Origin of the sequence: Pedobacter sp. ASV28, assembly GCF_016428855.1 — a bacterium.
GTDB lineage: Bacteria > Bacteroidota > Bacteroidia > Sphingobacteriales > Sphingobacteriaceae > Pedobacter.
Genome location: NZ_JAELTN010000025.1, coordinates 1 through 17508, shown reverse-complemented (window position 1 = coordinate 17508; position 17508 = coordinate 1). Strand labels below are relative to the sequence as shown.

Sequence of the window (17508 nt, the reverse complement as noted above, 5' to 3'; positions counted from 1 at the left end):
ATTTTAGGATAGTTTTTTCTCTTCTACAAATTGTTCGCCAAAGCGATCGGTCGCCGTTATTTTCACCTTCTTAACCGATGTACTGCAATGTGCCATGAACAAATGTTCTGTCCGGCTTGGCTCTGCAAACGGACGGCCAACTGGAAGCTCCTCTCCTTTATATAAACGCACAGCTTCTGGATCAAACCCCTTCATCATTTCCATCTGTCCAATAGACTGGCCATCTAAGAAACACTCTACCCTCCACTCTGGATCATAGTTCCAAACATTAGCGATGATACGATGATTTCCGGTAAGCGGCTCAATATCTATACTAATCTGTTTGGTTCTCTCTAAACCGGTACCTTTGTAATACCATTTTAGTTTTGTACCCTCTACCTCATATACCCCATAACCTCTTGGTGTTCCATCGCTGCAAATCGGACCCGTCCACCAGGCACCACAAACTGCACCATGATTATGTTCAAAAACACTTTGCTTAATTACGTTTTTATTGTAGTGCGTATGCCCCGACATCACGTGTACATTAGTGAACCCATTTAAGATTTTATAAAAGGCCTCGTTATTCTTTACGCTATTGTGGATAGGGATATGAACATTTACAATGATCAATTGATCTTTACCCACAAATTGCAAGTCTTTTTCCATCCAGGCCAGTTGTTCTTCGGTAATATAGCCATCATATTTTCTTTCCTCGCCCAAATACCTTACGTCATCCAATATAATGTAATGTGCCTTTCCCCTATTAAATGAATAATAGGTTGGCCCATAATATTTTTTAAATGTTCTGTCGGAAGTTTCATCCCCACCTTGCCTATAATCCATATCATGGTTCCCCAAGCATTGAAAAAAAGGAATACCCATTTGTTCAACGGCCTTATTATAATCGTCAAAAAGGGGCAGATTATCCCACACCAAATCTCCCACCCCTATACCATGAACCAAGGCATTTGCACCTAAAGACCTAACGAGACGTTTTACATCGGGTACGGATGTCTCCATCATCTGGGCCACATCTTTTTTGTTTTTTACCTGTGGATCGGCCCAAATAATAAAGTGATGCTTATCGTCATTCTGTTTTAGTTTCTTTAAAACAAAGTCGATTTCATTACGGGCACCTAAGTTTTCATATTGCCTATTGATGCTACCTACGTCCGTTTTAAAATCATATCCAGATGGTGTACTTAGAAACAAAAACTCTGATTTATCACTAAGGTTAATGCTATAACGTCCATTAGCATCTGTTTTCACTACGGAAAAACCATCAGATAATACTGCATTAGCTACAGCATTTTTACCATCTGTCACCCTTCCGGTAATGGTATTGCCATGCGTTAATTGATTAAAAGCGCTTGACTTAAGACTTACCACCATACCTGTGGCCAGCAATCCAACTCTTTCTAGGAAAATTCTACGGTTCATTATTGCGTTTATATCTTTTTAATTGAAAATTTAGCTTAAATACTATTAAAAGAAGCAAGGGCAAATATTAATGCCCCTTGCCCCTTTATAAAAAGCTATTAGTTTTTTTATTTCAACAATGTATTACCACTCTCTATATCATTTAATTGAGAAGCAGCATTAAGCGTTACCCAATTCTTTTCTCTCGCGCTAATCCACTTTTTCAGCATGGTGTCATAAACCCCGCCCAATTTGCTAAAGTAAGGAGCAATATCTTCTTCCGTAGCATTGGCGAAAGCAGCCTTATTTTTCCCTTGCCCTCTAAAATATGGGCTTAATTTCATGTTATACAGATCGTTGTCACAGATCAGATAGCCCTGGCCTTCACTCCATAAATTACCACCTCCTGCAGATTGGAAAAATACAACATCAATTGGCAATGTAATAGCGGCAACATCTTTAGTTGCAAAAATAGCAATACCAGCAGCCCTGCCCGAGTTAGGAAACAGGCCTCCAGTGGCATTACCAAAGCCATCTCCCGCTTCGTCAGAATAGTTTTTGCTGGCTATCCATTTTGCTCCAGCCACATCTGTCGATTTAGCGCCGTTGATATTCTTTTTTCCGCCCACATAGAAAAACTCCCCTTTTTTAACTGTACCATTTACCAAATCAAATTTATAGGTCCGATCCCCTCCCGTAGCCCAACCTTGTGGCGCCGGCTCTCCAGGATTTGGGGTTAATGTGGTTCCATTTTTACAAACTACCAAAGCATAGTTTTTCTTCGAGAAATCGATATCTTCTGTAGCCAACAACTGTATATATTCCTGGTTCTTATCAGCGCCTGATGGATTGGCCAGATAACCAGAAATAATGATTTGTGATTTGGCATAGTTAATGCTTAGGGCTAACAAAATAGCCATTGCTGTTTTTTTCATTAAACTATTTTTTTGATTAAAAATGAAAGCCTTTAATAGGTTTTCAAATGATACTATTAAAGGCTTTCAAATACATAACTCCCCTAATTATTAGTAAGTTAATTTGGTTATTTTGGTACCCGTTTCGATCTCGCTAACTTGAGATGTATTGGTAAGTGCAATCAAAGAATTACTAGCCCTAGCGGTTGTCCATTTATTTTGCGTTACATCAAATACTCCCCCCAAAACATTAATAGATCCTTGGGTAATGGTTGTAAAATACCTTCCCGTATTGTTTCCTTGATTTAAGAAGGGTTGGAAGGTCGCACCGTTATATCTTTTGTACCTGTCGTTATCAGATATCGCATAACCGACAGCCGGGGGGCCTGCACTAAAAATCGTACCATTTCCAGCATAGATTACCACATCTATTGGGATAGTATTTATATCTACATTAGTGCCTTTAAATATAGCTACCCCTGCCGCATTACCACTATTAGCCAACAAGTTAGTCGTAATATCACCGATATCGTCATCACCCTTGTCCGAACCATACAATTTACTTGCCGCCCAATTAGAGGTACCCGCAATATCAGTAGAACTCGAACCATTTATTTTCTTATATCCGCCTACATAAAAGAAAGTTCCTTTAGCAGCAGTACCTCTGGTAATGTTAAATTTATAAGTACGTAAAGCGCCTGTGGCCCATCCTCTTGGCGGAGCTTCGTTATTTGGATTAGAAGCGCCAGCGTTATTGGTCGTAATCACACAGAAAGGAGTCTTTCTAAAATCTAAATCTTGAGTAGCCATAAACTGAATATACTCTTGATTAGTGTCTGTACCTGCAGGATCGCACATCAATGCGGTAATCACAACAGGTGTAGGTCCCAATGGAATATTGGGGTCTACAACAATACTAGTCGGTACAAAATCAGCCTTTTTACGAGGGTAGATCTGCATCTTACCTGTAGTTGAACCAAATAGAATACCAGTAACGTTAGCCGAATACGGTAAAAATTCGCTTTTAAAAATAGCATTTGAAGATACATATAACTGCATGTCGCCGCTACCATCGTTTAAATCTTTCACCCCTTCTAAAGTTTCTACTCCAATGTTAGGCTCAAAATTACTACCATATATCGTAACCAATCTACTTTCATAAGTATTTGGATCATTTTTTACTGCAACGGCCGACGCCGAGGTCATAATGATACTTCTATTGGTAGCTACCTTTTGTATTTTACTTGCATCTACTCCTGTTACTTGTAAAATTCCATTTATTCTTTTTAATACTCCATTTTGAATGTTAACGTGCACCGAATCGCCTGGAGCATATTTGGCCGCCTCAGTTGCCCCTATGTTAATTGCTATACCTCGTAATCCTCTATACCCCCTTGAACTCTGGATGATTAAAAGATTGGAGGGAATATTTCCTTCTACATAATCTGAAATTACGACACCTCCTACATGTTGGGCATTATAGATCACATCGGGTATTAAGGTCAAATCGGAACCTTTATACAAATCTCTTAACAACTCAATATTGATTATGGGACTTGCCTCACCCCCTTTATAATTTTTCTTATCACAGGATACCACTATCGTTGCCATCAGGATCAACGACAGGTATGAAACTAAATTTGATAACTTTTTCATATCTAATTAATTACTTTTATATGTTAAGGCTTTTGCCACCAAACTTGTGTAGAAATTAAATCCGTACCTTGTGCAGCTATGGCCTTTTTATAACTCGTTGGATTTGTGGACTGAACATAAATTGGATATTTCATACGTGCCGGCATTACCCCATTGTTTCTCAACCCTAAACCTTTGTGTAAAATAGGATGTCCTGTTCTTCTATATTCAAACCATTGTTGAAAATCTACCAAGAACATGGCATAATATTTTTGTACGTGAAGTCTTTCCATCAAATCCGTCAAAGGCAAACCTGTATCCCAATCCATTCCAGTAAAAGTCAAGTATGCATTTAATGCATTAGTTACTTCTGTAGAAGTAGGAACGGTAGTTACGGCCGTACCATTAGGCCAATTGGGCAACCATTGTGTAATTCCTCCTCTTACCCCATTTTTATAATACACATCTGCAGGATTTGTGATCCAACCCCTAAGTGAGGCTTCGGCTAAAATAAATTGCAATTCGGCATAGTTCATGATCATACCTGTTAACGGCTCTAACTGCAAAGATTGAGCAGGATAAGCCACTGAATTTACCGTTACAGTTTGCGACATCGAATAGAAATAGGCATTCCTAACAACACCTGTACCAGGCAAATAACCGCTTTCAACTCCTATGAACAAGCCTGATGCAGGCGCAATACCTAATCTATTTGATCCATTCTTGCCATATACCGGAATATTCAATCTTGGGTCTTCCCAATCCCTAAGTCTATCGATGAAAAAACTTCCAATTGCAGGTACCCGAAAATCCTGATCACGTACAGCTGTAACAAATGGCGAAGCATAAGGCGCTACACCTGTCCACTTTAGCACCGCATTATCATCGTTACTGGTAAAAACTGGATACTCTGTAGCGTTTCCAGCAATTTGCTGAATCTTTGCTACAACATCATTGGCCACATCACTTTTTCCCGAAACACGCAACAACAACCTTAAATACAAAGAGTTACAAAACCTTCTCCATCTGGTAATATTACCTGCATAAATTGGATCGCTATTCGCTACAATTGCCTTATTTAACTTAAACAAGGCATTTGCCTCTTCTAGCATTGCAAATAACCCCTGATAGATGTCTTTCTGATTATCAAACTTAGGCTCATATATCTGTTCATCCCTAGATTTATTAGACTCCGAAAAAGGCACATCACCATAAGTGTCTGTTAATAAAGAATAGATCCAAGCTTGGCATACTAATGAAATACCCCTGTAAGTTGAATTATCATTTACAGGATCTGCTGCTGATTTATATAAATCTTTGAAATTTGTCAATTGACTGTACCAGCCATTCCACGTATAATCAGACCAGCTGTCCCTGAAGTCATACCTAAACACTTTACCTTCCGAATCATTTACATCTACGGTAACCTGCATCAGTTCATTGTTGAAATTACGATTTCTAACCATATTAGTAGAAAGTGTATTTACTAACGCTGGTGCCAATAATTGCTGTGGCAAGGCATTTGGTGTGTTATTTGGGTTTGTATTAATATCAGCAAATTCCTTTGTGCACGATGGAGCTAAAATGCCAACCCCGATCAAGAGCACAATTATTTTTTTTATATTCATTTTCATATAAGTAAGTAATATTAAAATCCTACTACTAGATTTAATCCGAAAGTTCTTGTTGACGGGAACTGACCTGTTTCGAAACCCTGAACAATATCGGTCCCACTCAGCGTACCAAACTCCGGATCAAACATTGGCCATGGAGACCATATAAATAAGTTACGTCCAAATACCCCAACCGTTGCTTTTTGAAGACCTAAACGTTTTATTAATTTAGCATCGAAGGTATAATCTAACCTGGCTTCTCTAAATTTAAGAAAATCTGTACTGAAAGTACTGCCCTCAGCATTGTCTTGACCCATTACGGAACGGTAATATTCGTCTATATCATAAGTCGCCACATCATTTTTCCTATAGCTACCATCTGCATTTTGCACCACGCCGTTACCTACAATTCCACTATACCTTCCTGGTAATGTACTTTTTAATTTACCTTGTTCCACCATCTTGTAATTCATTAAAGAGTGGGCTACCGCGCCATATTGTGCATCAAACAAGACATTCAACCTAAAACGCTTATATCTAAATTCGTTACCGATACTCATTTTCCATTTCGGAATGGTATTCCCTAAGTATTTAACATCCTGGCTAATCAAAGCAAATCCTGTTGTACCATCGAATACAATCTGTCCGTCTGGAGCATTTACAAATCCACGGCCGTACAAATCTCCCATACTACCGCCAACATTTGCTACAATTTGCCCACCACCAACAGGCCCTGTCCTTAACACCACCGAACTATCTGCCAATTTTAAGATCTTATTCCTATTGGCCGAGAAAGTATAAAACACTTTCCAATTCAGGCCATTTTTTGAAGTAACAGCGGTCGCATTTATCGAAAGTTCAATCCCCTTATTAGATACACTACCTGCATTGATAACCATTCTTGAATAACCTGTAGACCTATCTACAATTCTATCCAATATCTGATCATCTGTCACGCCCTTGTATAAAGCTAAATCTAGCCCTACCCTATTTTTGAACATTTTTAATTCTGCACCAACTTCAAATGTCCTGGTAGATAGCGGTTTTAAATCCGGATTGGCCAACGTCCCAGGATTCGTCAATCCACCATTATACAAACTACCAGCTGTTGTATAATTAAATGCCGTTAAATAAGGATTAAGTGCACCACTTCCCACCTCAGACCAAGAAGCCCTCAGTTTGGCGAAATCGATGCTGTTAGGAAGTTTAAATAACGAGCTTGGAATAAAACTAACACTTACAGAAGGATAGAAGAAACCTACATTATTGGTACGTTGCGGACTGGCCAATATACTAGACCAATCGTTTCTAGCGGTCAGGTCTAAATATAAATAGTCTTTATAGGAACTCGAGAACATACCATATAAGCTATTGATTTTATATTTTGCCTTATATGGCATAGTGACCAATGGGCCTAAATTATTAGATAAACTATATACTCCAGGATACACTAATGAATCTATCCTTACTTCATCTCTGTTATACCTATTTTGCAAGGTGCTTCCACCAACGCTCGCGGTTATGTTAAAATCTTTATGAATTTTTTTATTATACCTCAACAAGAAGTCGCTTGTAATTTCTTGAGAAAAAATATTCTGAACACGATAAGAGCCTTTTGGCAATCTCGTACCCGCATCATAAGGACGCTCTTGTGCCCTCTGCTCATATGACAAATCAACAGAGGTTCTTATCATTAAGTTTAACGCTTTGGTAAAACTATAGTTAGCCTGAACATTCCCAGTAACACCATCCCTATCCGATTTATTTAAAAATTCATTGGCTATAGCGTATGGGTTTTCGGGAAATGAACTAAACGGATAAGAAATAGCTCTTCCTTCCTGTCCATTTTTCCAATAATTTTTCAGCCAATCCAAATCGGCATTGGGTTGCCAGAATATATACCAATACATAATAGATTGGTTTCCATATCCTGCACTAGGTAAATTATCGCTCCATTTCTTATTGTATAGAATCTTAGAGCTAATGGTCAGCTTGTCATTAACTTTTGAATTTACCGATAATGACAAAGAGTTTCTATTATAGCCAGTATTGGGCATGATCCATTTGTTTCTGACATCGGTAAATGAAAAGCGAGCCGTAGTTTTATCTGTACCGCCATCTAAACTAATGGAGTTATTATAAGTAGAACCTACTTCAAAATATTGGTTTAACTTATTGGTATAAGGCACCCATGGTGTTCTTTCCACCCCCCTTGTTTGAGTAACGGGATCCCATTGATAAAAATATTGTCCTTCAAACCGCGGACCATATGCAGAAGATGTACCACTGGTACTAGCCCCATCGGCTGTAGCACCATAAGAGTAGTATAGCGCTCCATCTAAACCTTGCCCATACTCAAATTGAAGATCTGGCCAACGATTTATACTTTCAAACGATGTATTCGAATTGATGGTTACGCCCAAACCTTTTTTATTGGCCGTACCAGATTTTGTAGTGATGATAATCGCTCCATTTGCTCCTCTTTGCCCATATAACGCCGCTGCACCAGGCCCCTTTAAGACGGTCACGCTTTCAATATCCTCCGGATTGATGTCGTTAATGCCGCTACCATAATCTGCGGGTAAATTATCCGACCCTGTAGCATAAACCGATTCTCCACTAATTGCCGTACGTTTACCACTACCCGAGTTCACCACCACCCCATCTACTACTATAAGCGCCTCATTATCTCCAGTTAGGTTATTCTCTCCACGCAAGATAATTTTATTCGAACCCGTAGGTCCACTATTAGAACGGACCAAATTTAATCCAGCTACCTTACCAGACAATGCGTCCGTCCAGTTTCCAGCAATCGCATCGGTCAACTGTTCACCGCTCACCGTAGTCGTTGCATACCCTAAAGATCTTTCTTCTCTTTTGATGCCCAAAGCCGTAACGACTACCGCTTCTAAAGTACTGGAAGAAGATTTCATTACAATAACGATATCACTTGAGGCCGTAGAAAAAGTACTGGCATTGGTATTATAGCCGATCATACTAAAATTAACAATGGTACCCTTAGCTATGGTAATGCTAAACTCACCTTGATTATTAGTTTGCCCCAACATTTTCTTAGTAATCGCATTAGTTAAACTAATACCTGGGATTGGCACATTATCTTCACTATCTACCACCTTACCTTTAACCGTAATGTTTTGTGATGCAGTTTGAGCTGCCACTTTCAATAATGGCGAAATTAAAAAAAGCGAAAGCAAAAATAAGCCGAACATACCTGGATTCAGCTTTTTTTTAGTTTGACCTTTCTTAACGGTACCGATTACAGAAAGCTGGGATTTCGAATCATTTTCATAATTCGCGACATGCTGGCGCATGCAAGCCTTGCGAGTAATTGTTTTGTCCATAATTAATTTATATCGGGTTATTTACTAGTTTTTATTTGTTGGTTTTCCCGAATGCCCAAAACTACCCCGTCTTTGTTAAGGCTATGTTAACTAACAATTAACAATTTTGAAACAATTCGCAATTACAAATCATTTAGTTTTATATTACTAAACATTTCGCAATATAAATATAAAAACAAATTGAAACTAAATATAAATTTCTATTTATCAAAAATAAATAAGAATTAATTTTCCGAACAAGGCAAAACACCTCATAAAGCTACTTTAAGCCAAAAAGAAGAAAACAAGAAAAAACACAAAAAAATAAAAAACAACCATATGAAATAAAACATTCATACAGACACCCCTAGAAACTAAGGTGAATCAACTAAACTGACATGAAAGACAAGAAAGAAAAAGAAGAAAATCAAATTAAACTACAGTCACCGTAACCCCTAAACCCTCCAGATGATTAAGAATCTGCTGTGAAACTCCCTTATCCGTGATGATGTGATCCACATCTTCAAATCCGCAAATCTTCCCAAAACCTCGTTTACCAAATTTTGTAGAATCGGCTAATACCACCACTTTTTGCGAAACTTTGATCATCTGGCGATTTAGATGCGCCTCCATAGCATTCGTTGTGGTAAAACCATGCTCTAGATCAATACCATCAACCCCCAAAAACAAGGTGTTAAAATAAAAATCCTGCAAGATCTGTTCTGCATAGGCCCCCATAACAGACGAAGAGCTCTTCCTTAGCAAGCCCCCAAGCTGGATTACCTCTACCTCCGGATCCCTTATAAATTCCACAGAAATGTTTAATGAAGAAGTCACCACGGTAAGGTTTAACCCAGGTGGAATATTTTTCACAAAATACAAAAGCGTGGTACCAGAAGCCACCACAATAGAATCATTTTCCTTTAACAGCTTAGCAGCAGCAGCACCGATTTTGTTTTTCTCTACAGATTGAAGCTTCTCCTTTTCATTCACTGGCCGATCAACCGTATAGGGATTATTAATAGTAGCACCACCATGTGTTCTGAACAACAGGTTTTTATCTTCCAAAAGCTTTAAATCCTTGCGTATGGTAACAGAAGACACCTTTAACTCTTTACAGAGCTCAACGACATTAATGTACTGGTCTTGCTGTATGCGATTCAGAATAAATTGATGCCTTTCGGCCAAGGTCATGATCATAATACTTGATTTAATCGCAATTTAATAATTAATACAAATAGTGTCATAATATTTACTATAGAAAAATATTTCAATAAAGAATTTATTATTTCGATTTCGATTACTTATAATTGCTTATTGTTTCGTTTTATTACATATTCACTATGCAAAGAATACACAATCATCACCTAGTTGATCAATCCGAATGGGATATAATTGTTATTGGAGGGGGAGCAACTGGCCTTGGAACAGCATTAGATGCGGCCAGCAGGGGATTAAAAACACTGCTCGTTGAGCAATCGGATTTTGCCAAGGGCACCTCTAGCAGAAGTACCAAACTGGTACATGGAGGGGTAAGATACCTTGCACAAGGCGATATTGCATTAGTAAGACATGCACTTAAGGAAAGAGGCCTACTTCAAAAAAATGCCGCCCACCTGGTGCATAAAGAAGAATTTATCATTCCCTGCTACACCTGGTTTTCGGTAGCCAAATACCTCATCGGATTAAAATTATACGATTGGTTAGCCGGAAGATTTAGTTTTGGTACTTCTAAATATCTTTCCAAAAACGAAACTTTAAGCATGATGCCCGGGATAAAGGAAAAAAACCTTAAAGGATCTATACGCTATTTTGATGGAAAGTTTGATGACGCCAGATTGGCCATCAATATAGCGCAAACCGCAAAAGAACAAGGCGCTAAATTAATCAACTACATGAAAGTAGTTAACCTGATCAAAGAAAATGACCAAATTAAAGGTGTTATTGTTCAAGACGACATTACCAAAGCGCATTTTCAACTTTTCGGAAAGGTAGTTATCAATGCTACCGGCGTGTTTGTAGACGACATCCTGAAAATGAATGATTCGAAAGCCAAAAATATGGTACGCCCAAGTCAAGGTGTACATATTGTATTAAAAAAATCATTTCTTAACAGCGATTCTGCATTAATGATTCCACAAACATCTGATGGCAGGGTACTATTTGCCGTACAATGGCACGATCACTTATTGGTAGGCACAACCGACACTCCTTTAAATGAACATAGCCTCGAGCCCAGGGCCTTAAAACAAGAAATAGATTTCATTCTGAGCACGGCAGGTACTTATTTCAAGACAAAACCTACCGAGAATGACATACTCAGCATATTTTCTGGGTTAAGACCATTGGCCGCCCCCACCGACAACAATGCCAATAGCACCAAGGAAATCAGTAGGGATCATAAATTAATCGTATCAGCAAAAGGACTGATTACCATTACGGGAGGCAAATGGACTACTTATCGCCGCATGGCTGAAGAAACGGTAGATCTCGCCATAAAAGAAGCAGGTCTACCTTTTAGTTCCTGCAAAACGGAACACCTACCCATACATGGTTGCAACAATGCCACAGACCATAACTATATGAACATTTACGGAACGGATAGATCTCATATAGAAACCTTGATTAAGCAAAACAAAGCGCTGTCGCAGTTATTACACCCCGATTTTCCGTACACTTATGCAGAGGTCATCTGGAGTATAAGAAATGAGATGGCCGAAACCGTAGAGGACATCTTAAGCAGAAGGTTAAGGATACTAATCATAGATGCCAAGGCGGCCATAGAAATGAGCGCAATTGTTTCCGCTATTATGGCCAAAGAGATCGGAGCCGATAAAAAGTGGGAAGCACAACAAATCGAATCTTTCACTAAATTAGCAGAAGGGTATCTGTTTAAAGCAAAGAACAAAAAAGAAGAGCAAGCTTTAGCCAGCTAGAACTTAAACCAAATATAAATGATGGGCAATTACATGATCTCCCTTGATCAAGGGACAACCAGTTCACGTGCTATTATATTTAATCATAATGGTGAGATTATTGCCTTAGCACAAAAAGAATTTACCCAAATCTACCCACGGGCAGGCTGGGTAGAACATGATCCTAATGAAATATGGTCTACCCAGTTAGCTGTTGCTACAGAGGTTATTGCCAAAGCAGGTTTAACTGCCATCGATATTCATGCAATTGGCATTACCAATCAAAGGGAAACAACCGTAGTATGGGACAGGCGAACAGGAAAACCTCTTTATAATGCCATTGTTTGGCAGGATAGAAGAACCTCGGCCTACTGTGATGAACTCAGGAGACAAGGCAACGCCGAAATGATCCAACAAAAAACAGGCCTGATTATCGATTCTTATTTCTCGGCAACCAAGATCAAATGGATACTCGATCATGTAGAGGGGGCCAAGGAAAAAGCGGAAAAAGGGGAATTGGCATTTGGCACTATCGACAGTTGGCTCGTCTGGAATTTAACCGGCGGCAAAACCCATGTGACCGATGTAAGCAATGCATCGAGGACAATGATATATAATATCCAAACCTTAACCTGGGACCAGGAATTACTTTCCCTTTTTGATATTCCGCCTTCCATGCTACCTGAAGTAAAATCGTCTAGCGAAATTTATGGAGAAACCGCAGGACATATTTTAGCAGCTAAATTACCCATTGCTGGTATTGCAGGCGATCAACAATCTGCCTTATTTGGCCAAATGTGCACACAAACAGGCATGGTAAAGAACACTTATGGCACAGGCTGCTTCATGCTCATGAATATTGGAACAAGCCCTAAACTGTCAACCAATAACCTCCTAACCACCATTGCCTGGAAGGTAAATGGTGAAATTAATTATGCTTTGGAAGGAAGTATATTTATAGGGGGTGCAGTTGTACAATGGTTAAGGGATGAACTGGGCTTGATCGAAAAATCTGCCGATGTAGAAAAACTAGCAAAAAAAGTAGAAGATACACAGGGTGTTTATATCGTCCCTGCTTTTGCAGGTCTAGGCGCTCCCTATTGGAAGCAACATGCACGTGGTATCATTACCGGACTGACCAGAGGCACCAACAAATCGCACTTGGCAAGAGCTGCACTGGAAAGCATTGCCTACCAGACCATGGATGTACTCAACGCCATGCAGGCAGATGCAGGAGTGCCTATTACCGAACTTAGGGTAGACGGTGGAGCCACGAGCAATGACCTGTTAATGCAGTTTCAGGCCGACTTATTGAAATGTAAGGTAATCAGGCCCGAAGTTACCGAGCTTACGGCAATTGGCGCAACTTATTTAGCTGGCCTAGCTACAGGTTTCTGGAAAAATATTGATGAAATAAGGTCACAGTGGCAAATCAATAAAACATTTAATGCCACAGACCAGAAAAATTATAGGGAGAACATAAAAGGATGGAAAAGAGCCGTTAAAGCAGCCATAGCCAATACAGAAGATTAATCTAAAAAAGAAACAAATGAATGCCTATATAGCAGAGTTTATTGGCACCGCCATTATGGTCCTTTTGGGAAATGGCGTGGTAGCCAATGTAGTATTGAAAGAAACAAAAGGCCATAATAGTGGTTGGATAGTAATCACTACCGCCTGGGCCCTTGCCGTATTTGTAGCAGTGGTAGTTGCTGGCCCATATAGTGGAGCCCACCTTAACCCTGCCGTTACATTGGCCCTATCCATTACGCACAGCTTTGAATGGGCAAAAGCCCCTTATTATATTATGGCACAAATTAGTGGAGCGATTACAGGCTCTTTCCTGGTATGGCTTTTCTACAAAGATCATTTTAAGGCTACCGACGATAAAAATTTAAAAGCAGCACCATTTGCTACCGCTCCAGCTATCCCTAACAAACGCTCTAATCTATTTTCAGAGGTATTAGGTACATTCATACTCATCTTTGTGATCTTCTATATTACAGGAGGTGAATTGGGCAAAGAAAAAACACCCATTGGTCTAGGTTCGGTTGGTGCTTTACCCGTAGCCTTTCTTGTTTGGGTCATTGGGCTTAGCTTGGGAGGCACTACAGGTTACGCCATTAATCCGGCCAGGGATTTAGGCCCGCGTATTGTTCACAGTTTAATTCCCATGAAAGGTAAGGGAAGCAGCAATTGGTCTTATGCCTGGATCCCCATTGTGGGCCCAATCATAGGTGCTACATTAGCGTCATTATTATACCTTTTTTTGAATCCTAACTTTTAACATCCCTCTCCTTTGTTTCCGTATTATTTGAATGTTTCTTTTGCCAGCTGTTCATCCCCTACATAAATCCATATGGCACCTTTTAGGTATTTGTTGAATGAACTGGCAATATCTTGTAACTTCACTTTGTTGAACGCTTCCACCATATTTTCATACATTTTATAATCACCAAAAATTTCTGCATTTCCCAGATCGCTCACGATGGAGCTTGCACTTTCTTGATGGCGATAGAACCGATCTCTATGGCTTTTTTTCAGACCGATCAGGTGATCTTCACTATAATGTCCTGCCCTAATGTTGGCATAAACTTCTACCATGGCTTTATAGGCCTGCTTAGGTTGCGTTGTACTTACATACATTGACATATAAGGTATTTGTTGTTCAACAACTTCCGCACCTGGACTATAAGACAACCCTCTTTTGGTTCTTAGTTCATAATTTAAATTACCCGAAAGAATATTGATCAGTAATCTGAAAGAATGATAATCAGGATTATTCATTTTAGGGGCATTCAAGATACAGCTAATGTAATTTGTGGCCAATGGTCTATGCTCAACCAATAACTTTTCTCCTTTGAGTTCGTTTTGTTCATAAACTGGAGCTGAATATGCTTTAGACTGTATTGATGCAAATGATTCTTTAATGCTTTTTCCAGTTCTTCCTTTGTAAGGTTTGCTGCTACCACCAAAAACATTCTATTTCTATTCAATAGCACATTATAATAGTAGTTTTTAACGCTATCTATTCTTAATTTCCTAACAGCATCTGTTGATCCCAGTGGGTCTTTACTGTATGGACTTTCCGCAAACATAGCTTGAATGGATAATTGTTTTACCCTAATCTCTGGATTGGAGCCACTACCCAAGATGGATAATAGAATCTTGTCTCTTTCTATATTAAAATTTGCTTCATCAAAAACAGGATTTACAATGGCATCAGAAAATAACTTCCAACCTTTTTCATAATATTTCAAAATACAGTCCATACTGATGGAACCATAATCCCTGGTGGACTCACCAGCAATCTCAATACCATATTCATCGGCAAGTTCATGGTAATCAGCTACACTATAATTTTTGGTTCCACAGGTGGCTGCAGTTGATAAGGCCAAATTCTCTATACCTTCTTGCGCTGCACTATAGTTCATTACTCCGCCCCTAAAATACATCTTCATGCTCACTGTTTCTTTTTGCGTTGGCTGTAAGATCACTTTTAAACCATTCACCTCAAAACTAATCGGCTTAGTTTGTGCATTGGCTACAAAAAAAATCAAAAGCAATTTTATGGAAAGTATATATTTTTTCATTGGGGTATGGTATATTTTTAACGAGGGAATGCCATTATCAGTTTATTTAAAGAATGTTTGAGGCTTAACGATTTCCATCCCCTCTTTGTTCAACATCAAACCTGCACAAAAAGGTTTATTCAAGATATATTTCTTTACGTAATCTATCAGGTCTTTTCTAGTCACCTTATTCAGGTTTTCCTCATAGTGCGTATAATATTCTATTGAAGCTGAGGCCCACCAAAATGACAGTAGATGCGCATAATCGGAGGTAACCTCTCTCCTTTTAACCTGTTCAATGGACAACAATCTTTTAGCCCGTTCAATCTGTGTATCTGACAAATAATTTTCATCTGCCCATAAACTTAATTGCCTGAGGACTTCCTCATAACAAGCTTTTATTTTATCGGGATTTGGGTTAACCATTAAACTTATCGGACCTGTGTATTTCTGTGTATAATAATTTACATTTGCTTCCTGGGCCAGTCCTGAATTAATAAGTGCTTTTTTCATTTTCGAACCGTTCTGATTCACAATGAAAGAAAATACATCAGCTGCATAGGTTGCAGCCACATCATTTCTGGTATCGGGACCATGCCAACTAAACAACATAAATGGTACCGCAATCTTGTCCGATTCGACAAAGTAAAAATCGTTTTTCACCAAGGGTTTGAATTCTGGGATCGGCCATTTTTGAAATGGATCAAATGATGAGGGCTTCCATGAAGAAAAAATCGACTCTACATGCTTATAGGTATCGTTTACATTTAAGTCGCCTGCAATAATCAGTACAGAATTATTAGGCCAATAATATTTGTTTTTGATCGAATCCATTTTGGCCGGCGTGGCCGACAAGATCACATCATGACTACCAATAACGTTTTTCCTGGAATAATTCTGCCCCCACATATGTCTTGAGTTAGCCTCCATCAATGCAAAAATAGGACTAGATTCATGTCTTGTAAATTCGGCATTCACCACTTCGTTTTCCAATTTCATATCTTCCTTTCTAAACTTGGGATACCTTATCGCTGAATTCATGAAATTTAGTCCCTGCTTTAAATTGGACGATGGAAGTGTGAAATAATAATTCACCACTTCTTCCCTAGTTGTTGCATTGGCATTAATATCCAATTCATTCATTCTATTGTTAAAACTTTCAAAAGTGGGATAATCTTTGTTTGCTTTAAAAAACAAGTGTTCGTATAGATGGCTTAAGCCGTTAAACTGATCTGTTTCTGTAAAAGAGCCATTTCTACATCCCAATTCGATAGTGATCAAAGGCACAGTATGGTCTTCTACAACAACGATTTCCAATCCGTTGGCCAATTTCTTGAAATACATGTTTTCTGCAATTTTTTGCTGTGCAGACAGTTTGGTGCAATAAAGAAATATTGCCATTAGTAAGAAAAATCTTGGAAACATAAGTAGCTGCCGGTATTTATAATTATAATCACGCCAAGTAAACACAAATCCTTTTAAATGGCAAATAAATTAAAAATTATTTTAGCCTTTTAAGGAAACCAATTGAATTTCAACTATCAAAAGTAGAACAGGCCTATCAATTAGGTATCTAAAATTAAAAAGCATAAAAAAAGGGATAACTTTTCGTTATCCCTTTTTATTTCTGATATCCAGTATCTTATTTTACTGCATCAATTACTGCTTTGAAAGCATCTTTGTTGTTCATGGCTAAGTCAGCTAAAACTTTACGGTTCAAACCGATGTTTTTCGAAGCCAATTTACCAATTAATTGAGAGTAAGAAATACCGTGCTCACGAGCACCAGCATTGATACGTTGAATCCACAAACTGCGGAATTCTCTTTTCTTAACTTTACGGTCACGGTATGCATATTGCAAACCTTTTTCTACCGTGTTTTTAGCAATGGTAAAAACCTTGCTTCTTGATCCCCAATAGCCTTTGGCCATATTAAGGACTGTCTCTTATACACATCTGACGCTGCCGACGATCGAGCCATAGTGTAGGTCGGGGTGGTGGCGGGGGGATTGGGAGGGGGGGGGGGGGGGGGGGGGGGGGGGGGGGGGGGGGGGGGGGGGGGGGGGGGGGGGGGGGGGGGGGGGGGGGGGGGGGGGGGGGGGGGGGGGGGGGGGGGGG

Annotated in this window: 14 protein-coding genes; 3 read left to right on the top strand and 11 right to left on the bottom strand. The window is 39.2% G+C overall.

Translation table 11 applies throughout. The annotated features are described in order from the left end of the window. Nucleotides 1–3: 3 nt before the first annotated feature. From JHD79_RS11060 to JHD79_RS11035, 6 genes are all read right to left on the bottom strand, one after another. On the bottom strand, nucleotides 4–1422 hold the full coding sequence (locus tag JHD79_RS11060) for a calcineurin-like phosphoesterase family protein (RefSeq protein WP_199119294.1): 1419 nt from the start codon (nucleotides 1420–1422) through the stop codon (nucleotides 4–6). A gap of 107 nt (nucleotides 1423–1529) precedes the next feature. Beyond that, on the bottom strand, nucleotides 1530–2336 hold the full coding sequence (locus tag JHD79_RS11055; protein ID WP_199119293.1) for a hypothetical protein: 807 nt from the start codon (nucleotides 2334–2336) through the stop codon (nucleotides 1530–1532). Between the two features lie 90 nt (nucleotides 2337–2426). After that, on the bottom strand, nucleotides 2427–3971 hold the full coding sequence (locus JHD79_RS11050; RefSeq protein ID WP_199119292.1) for a DUF5689 domain-containing protein: 1545 nt from the start codon (nucleotides 3969–3971) through the stop codon (nucleotides 2427–2429). A 23-nt stretch (nucleotides 3972–3994) separates the two neighbouring features. Then, nucleotides 3995–5578 carry a SusD/RagB family nutrient-binding outer membrane lipoprotein gene (locus tag JHD79_RS11045; RefSeq protein ID WP_370583323.1) on the bottom strand — a complete coding sequence of 528 codons (1584 nt, stop codon included), beginning with the start codon at nucleotides 5576–5578 and terminating at the stop codon, nucleotides 3995–3997. Nucleotides 5579–5598: 20 nt separating this feature from the next. After that, on the bottom strand, nucleotides 5599–8925 hold the full coding sequence (locus JHD79_RS11040) for a SusC/RagA family TonB-linked outer membrane protein (RefSeq protein ID WP_233164650.1): 3327 nt from the start codon (nucleotides 8923–8925) through the stop codon (nucleotides 5599–5601). Nucleotides 8926–9336: 411 nt separating this feature from the next. Next, a complete protein-coding gene (locus JHD79_RS11035) occupies nucleotides 9337–10101 on the bottom strand; it encodes a DeoR/GlpR family DNA-binding transcription regulator (RefSeq protein WP_199119334.1) in 765 nt (254 codons plus the stop codon). Between the two features lie 146 nt (nucleotides 10102–10247). Here JHD79_RS11035 and JHD79_RS11030 point away from each other — a divergent pair, with 146 nt between their 5' ends. From JHD79_RS11030 to JHD79_RS11020, 3 genes are read left to right on the top strand one after another with little or no spacing between them, the layout of a single operon-like run. Then, nucleotides 10248–11840 carry a glycerol-3-phosphate dehydrogenase/oxidase gene (locus JHD79_RS11030; RefSeq protein WP_199119290.1) on the top strand — a complete coding sequence of 531 codons (1593 nt, stop codon included), beginning with the start codon at nucleotides 10248–10250 and terminating at the stop codon, nucleotides 11838–11840. Nucleotides 11841–11861: 21 nt separating this feature from the next. Continuing rightward, complete coding sequence (gene glpK / locus JHD79_RS11025) at nucleotides 11862–13352, top strand: glycerol kinase GlpK (RefSeq protein WP_199119333.1); 1491 nt, start codon at nucleotides 11862–11864, stop codon at nucleotides 13350–13352. 16 nt (nucleotides 13353–13368) lie between these two features. Then, nucleotides 13369–14106, top strand: coding sequence for an MIP/aquaporin family protein (locus tag JHD79_RS11020; protein ID WP_199119289.1), 738 nt, complete (start codon nucleotides 13369–13371; stop codon nucleotides 14104–14106). Nucleotides 14107–14129: 23 nt separating this feature from the next. On the opposite strand, the gene JHD79_RS11015 is transcribed toward JHD79_RS11020, so the two are convergent. The 5 genes from JHD79_RS11015 to JHD79_RS10995 form a co-directional block, all read right to left on the bottom strand. Then, nucleotides 14130–14729, bottom strand: coding sequence for an insulinase family protein (locus JHD79_RS11015; RefSeq protein ID WP_370583324.1), 600 nt, complete (start codon nucleotides 14727–14729; stop codon nucleotides 14130–14132). Then, nucleotides 14618–15412 carry a pitrilysin family protein gene (locus JHD79_RS11010; protein ID WP_199119287.1) on the bottom strand — a complete coding sequence of 265 codons (795 nt, stop codon included), beginning with the start codon at nucleotides 15410–15412 and terminating at the stop codon, nucleotides 14618–14620. Before JHD79_RS11010 ends, JHD79_RS11015 begins: the two co-directional genes overlap by 112 nt. Nucleotides 15413–15454: 42 nt before the next feature. Further along, nucleotides 15455–16792, bottom strand: a complete 1338-nt coding sequence (locus JHD79_RS11005; RefSeq protein ID WP_233164648.1) for a pitrilysin family protein — start codon at nucleotides 16790–16792, stop codon at nucleotides 15455–15457. Nucleotides 16793–17033: 241 nt separating this feature from the next. Further along, on the bottom strand, nucleotides 17034–17321 hold the full coding sequence (rplT, locus tag JHD79_RS11000; protein ID WP_199119285.1) for a 50S ribosomal protein L20: 288 nt from the start codon (nucleotides 17319–17321) through the stop codon (nucleotides 17034–17036). 1 nt (nucleotide 17322) lies between these two features. Beyond that, nucleotides 17323–17508 (bottom strand): hypothetical protein (locus tag JHD79_RS10995; protein ID WP_199119284.1); only part of this gene is annotated, 186 nt, incomplete at its 5' end.

Coding starts and splice junctions, on each gene's coding strand:
- JHD79_RS11045 (WP_370583323.1), bottom strand. CDS start 5,578: ATGAATATAAAAAAAATAATTGTGCTCTTGATCGGGGTTGGCATTTTA.
- JHD79_RS11010 (WP_199119287.1), bottom strand. CDS start 15,412: ATGAAAAAATATATACTTTCCATAAAATTGCTTTTGATTTTTTTTGTA.
- JHD79_RS11005 (WP_233164648.1), bottom strand. CDS start 16,792: ATGGCAATATTTCTTTATTGCACCAAACTGTCTGCACAGCAAAAAATT.
- glpK (WP_199119333.1), top strand. CDS start 11,862: ATGGGCAATTACATGATCTCCCTTGATCAAGGGACAACCAGTTCACGT.
- JHD79_RS11020 (WP_199119289.1), top strand. CDS start 13,369: ATGAATGCCTATATAGCAGAGTTTATTGGCACCGCCATTATGGTCCTT.
- JHD79_RS11050 (WP_199119292.1), bottom strand. CDS start 3,971: ATGAAAAAGTTATCAAATTTAGTTTCATACCTGTCGTTGATCCTGATG.
- JHD79_RS11055 (WP_199119293.1), bottom strand. CDS start 2,336: ATGAAAAAAACAGCAATGGCTATTTTGTTAGCCCTAAGCATTAACTAT.
- rplT (WP_199119285.1), bottom strand. CDS start 17,321: ATGGCCAAAGGCTATTGGGGATCAAGAAGCAAGGTTTTTACCATTGCT.
- JHD79_RS11060 (WP_199119294.1), bottom strand. CDS start 1,422: ATGAACCGTAGAATTTTCCTAGAAAGAGTTGGATTGCTGGCCACAGGT.
- JHD79_RS11030 (WP_199119290.1), top strand. CDS start 10,248: ATGCAAAGAATACACAATCATCACCTAGTTGATCAATCCGAATGGGAT.
- JHD79_RS11040 (WP_233164650.1), bottom strand. CDS start 8,925: ATGGACAAAACAATTACTCGCAAGGCTTGCATGCGCCAGCATGTCGCG.